The organism is Dietzia sp. DQ12-76, assembly GCF_014145045.1.
Taxonomy (GTDB): Bacteria; Actinomycetota; Actinomycetes; order Mycobacteriales; family Mycobacteriaceae; genus Dietzia.
The window spans coordinates 1-3129 of sequence record NZ_JAALDV010000171.1; the positions used below are offsets into that span (position 1 = coordinate 1).

At 72.4% G+C, this 3129-nt stretch carries 3 protein-coding genes; 1 reads left to right on the top strand and 2 read right to left on the bottom strand.

Annotated elements, in window-relative coordinates:
- Window positions 1-1048 (top strand): DUF2804 domain-containing protein (locus G6019_RS07120; RefSeq protein WP_309230180.1); only part of this gene is annotated, 1048 nt, incomplete at its 5' end.
- 44 nt (window positions 1049-1092) lie between these two features.
- Here the strand turns inward: G6019_RS07120 and G6019_RS07125 are convergent.
- A complete protein-coding gene (locus G6019_RS07125; RefSeq protein ID WP_182627288.1) occupies window positions 1093-2454 on the bottom strand; it encodes an ABC transporter ATP-binding protein in 1362 nt (453 codons plus the stop codon).
- The coding region (locus tag G6019_RS07130; protein WP_182627290.1) for an ABC transporter permease subunit at window positions 2454-3129 on the bottom strand (676 nt) is incomplete at its 5' end. The genes G6019_RS07125 and G6019_RS07130, both read right to left, overlap by 1 nt.

Sequence of the window (3129 nt, forward strand, 5' to 3'; positions counted from 1 at the left end):
CGACGGAGCGGTGGGCCTCGCCGACGGCCGCGGTGTCGTGCAATGGAAAACTGGACACATGTCCCACGAGCGTGAGATCACCGTGCCCACCGACCTCGCCCGCGGCCGCCGACTCGATCCGGCGGCGGTCGGGTGGACCCGTACGCCGCTGCACCGCACCGCGATCGCCGGCTGGGGTCGCACCAAGCGCTGGGAGTACTGGGGTGTCGTGACCGACCGGTTCGTGGTGGGCCTGACCGTGGCCGGGCTCGACTACCTGTCCACCTGCGCGGTCTACGTCCTGGACCGCCGCACCGGAGTGGAGACCTCGCGCGGTGCGGTCAGTCCGTTCGGTCGGCCGGTGTTCAGCGACGCCGCAGGGGTGGGGACGGTGCACGCGTCGGCCGGAGTGGGTTCGGGGCGGGTGCGCGTCGAGATCGACGATGACGAGGGCACCACCGCAATCCGGGTGCGGGCGGCGGGTCTCCAGGTAAGCCTGGACATCGTCCGTCCGGACCACGACAGCCTCGGCGTGGTGGTGCCGTGGAGTGGGCGCCGGTTCCAGTACACCCTCAAGGATCTCGCCAACCCCGTGACCGGCTCGGTGACCCTGGACGGGGTCGTCCACGACCTCGGGACCGGGTGGGCTGTTCTCGACCGCGGGCGCGGGCGGTGGCGGTACGCCACCCGTTGGAACTGGGGAGCGGGCAGCGGCGTGGTGGACGGAGTGCCGTGCGCGCTGCAGGTCGGCGGCCGGTGGACGGACGGGACCGGGTCCACGGAGAACGGGATCCTCCACGATGGCCGCCTGCACAAGATCGGCGAGGATCTGCGGTGGACGTATGACCTGGCGGATCCGGCGGGGGCCTGGCGGGTCCGAGGGGAGCGCGTGGACGCCACACTCACCCCCTTCCACCTCCGCCGGGACGTCACCGAACTCGGGATCATGGCCGTGCGGACCCACCAGGCCTTCGGGACCTGGTCCGGTACCGGGGTGCTCGATGATGGCACCGCCGTCAGCCTGGACGGCCTCACCGGGTGGGCCGAGGAGTCACGTAACCGCTGGTAGGTGCCGGGTGCCGGCATTGGGTCTCGGCACCCGGTGTGGGGAGATTACCCGACGTCCGGCAGCTCGAGAACCGAGTCGCAGCGGGCGATCACGTCCGCGTCGTGCGTCGCCACGAGCACGGCGGCCCCGGCGGCCGACGCCTGCTCGAGTCTGGCGAGTACGGCACTGCCCGTCGCTCGATCGAGTGCTGCGGTGGGCTCGTCGACCAGGAGCACGTCCGGCTCGCGGAGGATCGCCGCGGCCAGGGCGACGCGCTGTCGTTGCCCTCCGGAGAGCGCGCCGGGTCGGCGGTCCAGCAACTCGGAACCGAGCTGCAGTTCCTCGCAGACCCTCGCCAGGTCGGTGCGGTGATCACGCGCGAGCCGGCGGAGTCTGCGACCCACGGTGACCGCCGGGGCGAGCGCCAGCGAGGAGTCCTGCGGGACCAGAGCGAGGGAGTCGATGTGGGTTCTGGGCCGATCCTCGACCCGGGGCGCCAGTTCCTCCCCGTCGAGCCGTACGCTCCCACGGGCTGGGGGATGGAGGCCGGCGGCAGCGCGCAGCACCGTCGACTTTCCCGAACCCGAGCGACCTGCGAGGGCGACGACCGACCCGGCGGGTACGACGGCATCGAGTGGTCCGATGAGCGCGGAGTTCGGGTACGCCACCGCGAGCGAGTCGAAAGCGAGGCCGATGCGCGTCCCCCCGGAGGTGGGAGCGACTCGGGCCGGCCACCGGACCGGGCGCAGCGCCGGGGCCGTCTCCTCGATGTGGCCGCCGTCCACGGTCACCACCGTCCCGCCCACCTCGCGGGCCAGACGGGCGTCGTGGGTGACCAGCACGAGGGTGCGTCCGGCCGTCACCGAGAGGAGGAGTTCGGTGAACGCTCGCGCGGTGTCCGGGTCGAGTCCGGCCGTGGGTTCGTCGAGCACGACGAGTCCCGGATCGACGGACAGAGCGCGCGCGATGGCCACCCTGCGCCGTTGGCCGCCACTGAGTTCTGCTGGTCGTCGACGCAGCCATCCCTCCTCGACGGGGAGCCCCAGGTCCCGCGCGTAGCGTATTCCCAGGCCCGGGCGGGCCGCGTTCTCCTCGACGAGTTGATCGACCCGGCGCCACGGTGTCAGCGCCACGCCCGGATCCTGGTCCACGAGGCAGCTGCGGCGGCGGAGTCGGCGCAGCTGCCGGGGGCTCGCTCCCAGCGCGTCCACCCCGTCGACGAGGACCGATCCGGAGGTCACCCGCAGGCCGGGGGAGACGTCGCCGACGGCGGCGTGGGCGAGGGTCGATTTCCCGGCACCGGACTGGCCCACCACGACCAGGCGCTCACCGGGCTCGACGTGCAGGCGCGGCACCTCGAGACGCCGCGCGCCGCTTCGGTCCCGGATCACCAGGTCGCGCACGGAGAGGGTGGAGGCGGTCACCATCAGATCGCCCCGTGCCCTTCCCGGTCGGCCAGGAGTGCAGGCGGCACCGTCAGTAGCGCGATCCCGATGGCGGGCACGACGACGGACCACGGGTTGAGCGTCACCCCGGCGATCGAATCCCGGACGGTGGACGCCCAGTCGTCACCACCCCCTCCCACCCCGCCGCCGAGGAACGCCAGCGTGCTCACCAGGTAGACGGCGCTGGTGAAGCGGACAGACAGTTCCGTGAGAAGTGGTCGCGACAGGCCCGGGATGACCTCCCGGACCGTCACGTCCAGTCTCGTCCGTCCCTCCGCACGCGCGACCTCGACGAACCCGGAGTCGAGAAGGGGTGCGCTCGCGGCCTCCAGATAGCGCGAGCTCACCGGGATGAACAGCAGCGTCGTCACCGCCGCCACGACCACGGCCGAGCCGTTCCCAGCAGTCGCCACGACCAGGATGACGAGCACCGGGGGGAGGGTGACCAGCACGTCGGTCGCGAATCGGACGACCGGTCGCAGTGCGGGGATCCAGGCGAGTGTCAGCCCGACGGCGGCTCCGATCGCGGTCGACAGGACCGCCGCCGTCACGGAGATCGTCACGAGCGGGAGGTTGCCGTGAAGGGCTCGTGACAGGACGTCCCGTCCCAGCCGGTCGGTGCCCCACACCGCGTTGTCCCGGGTGAACGCTCCGCCC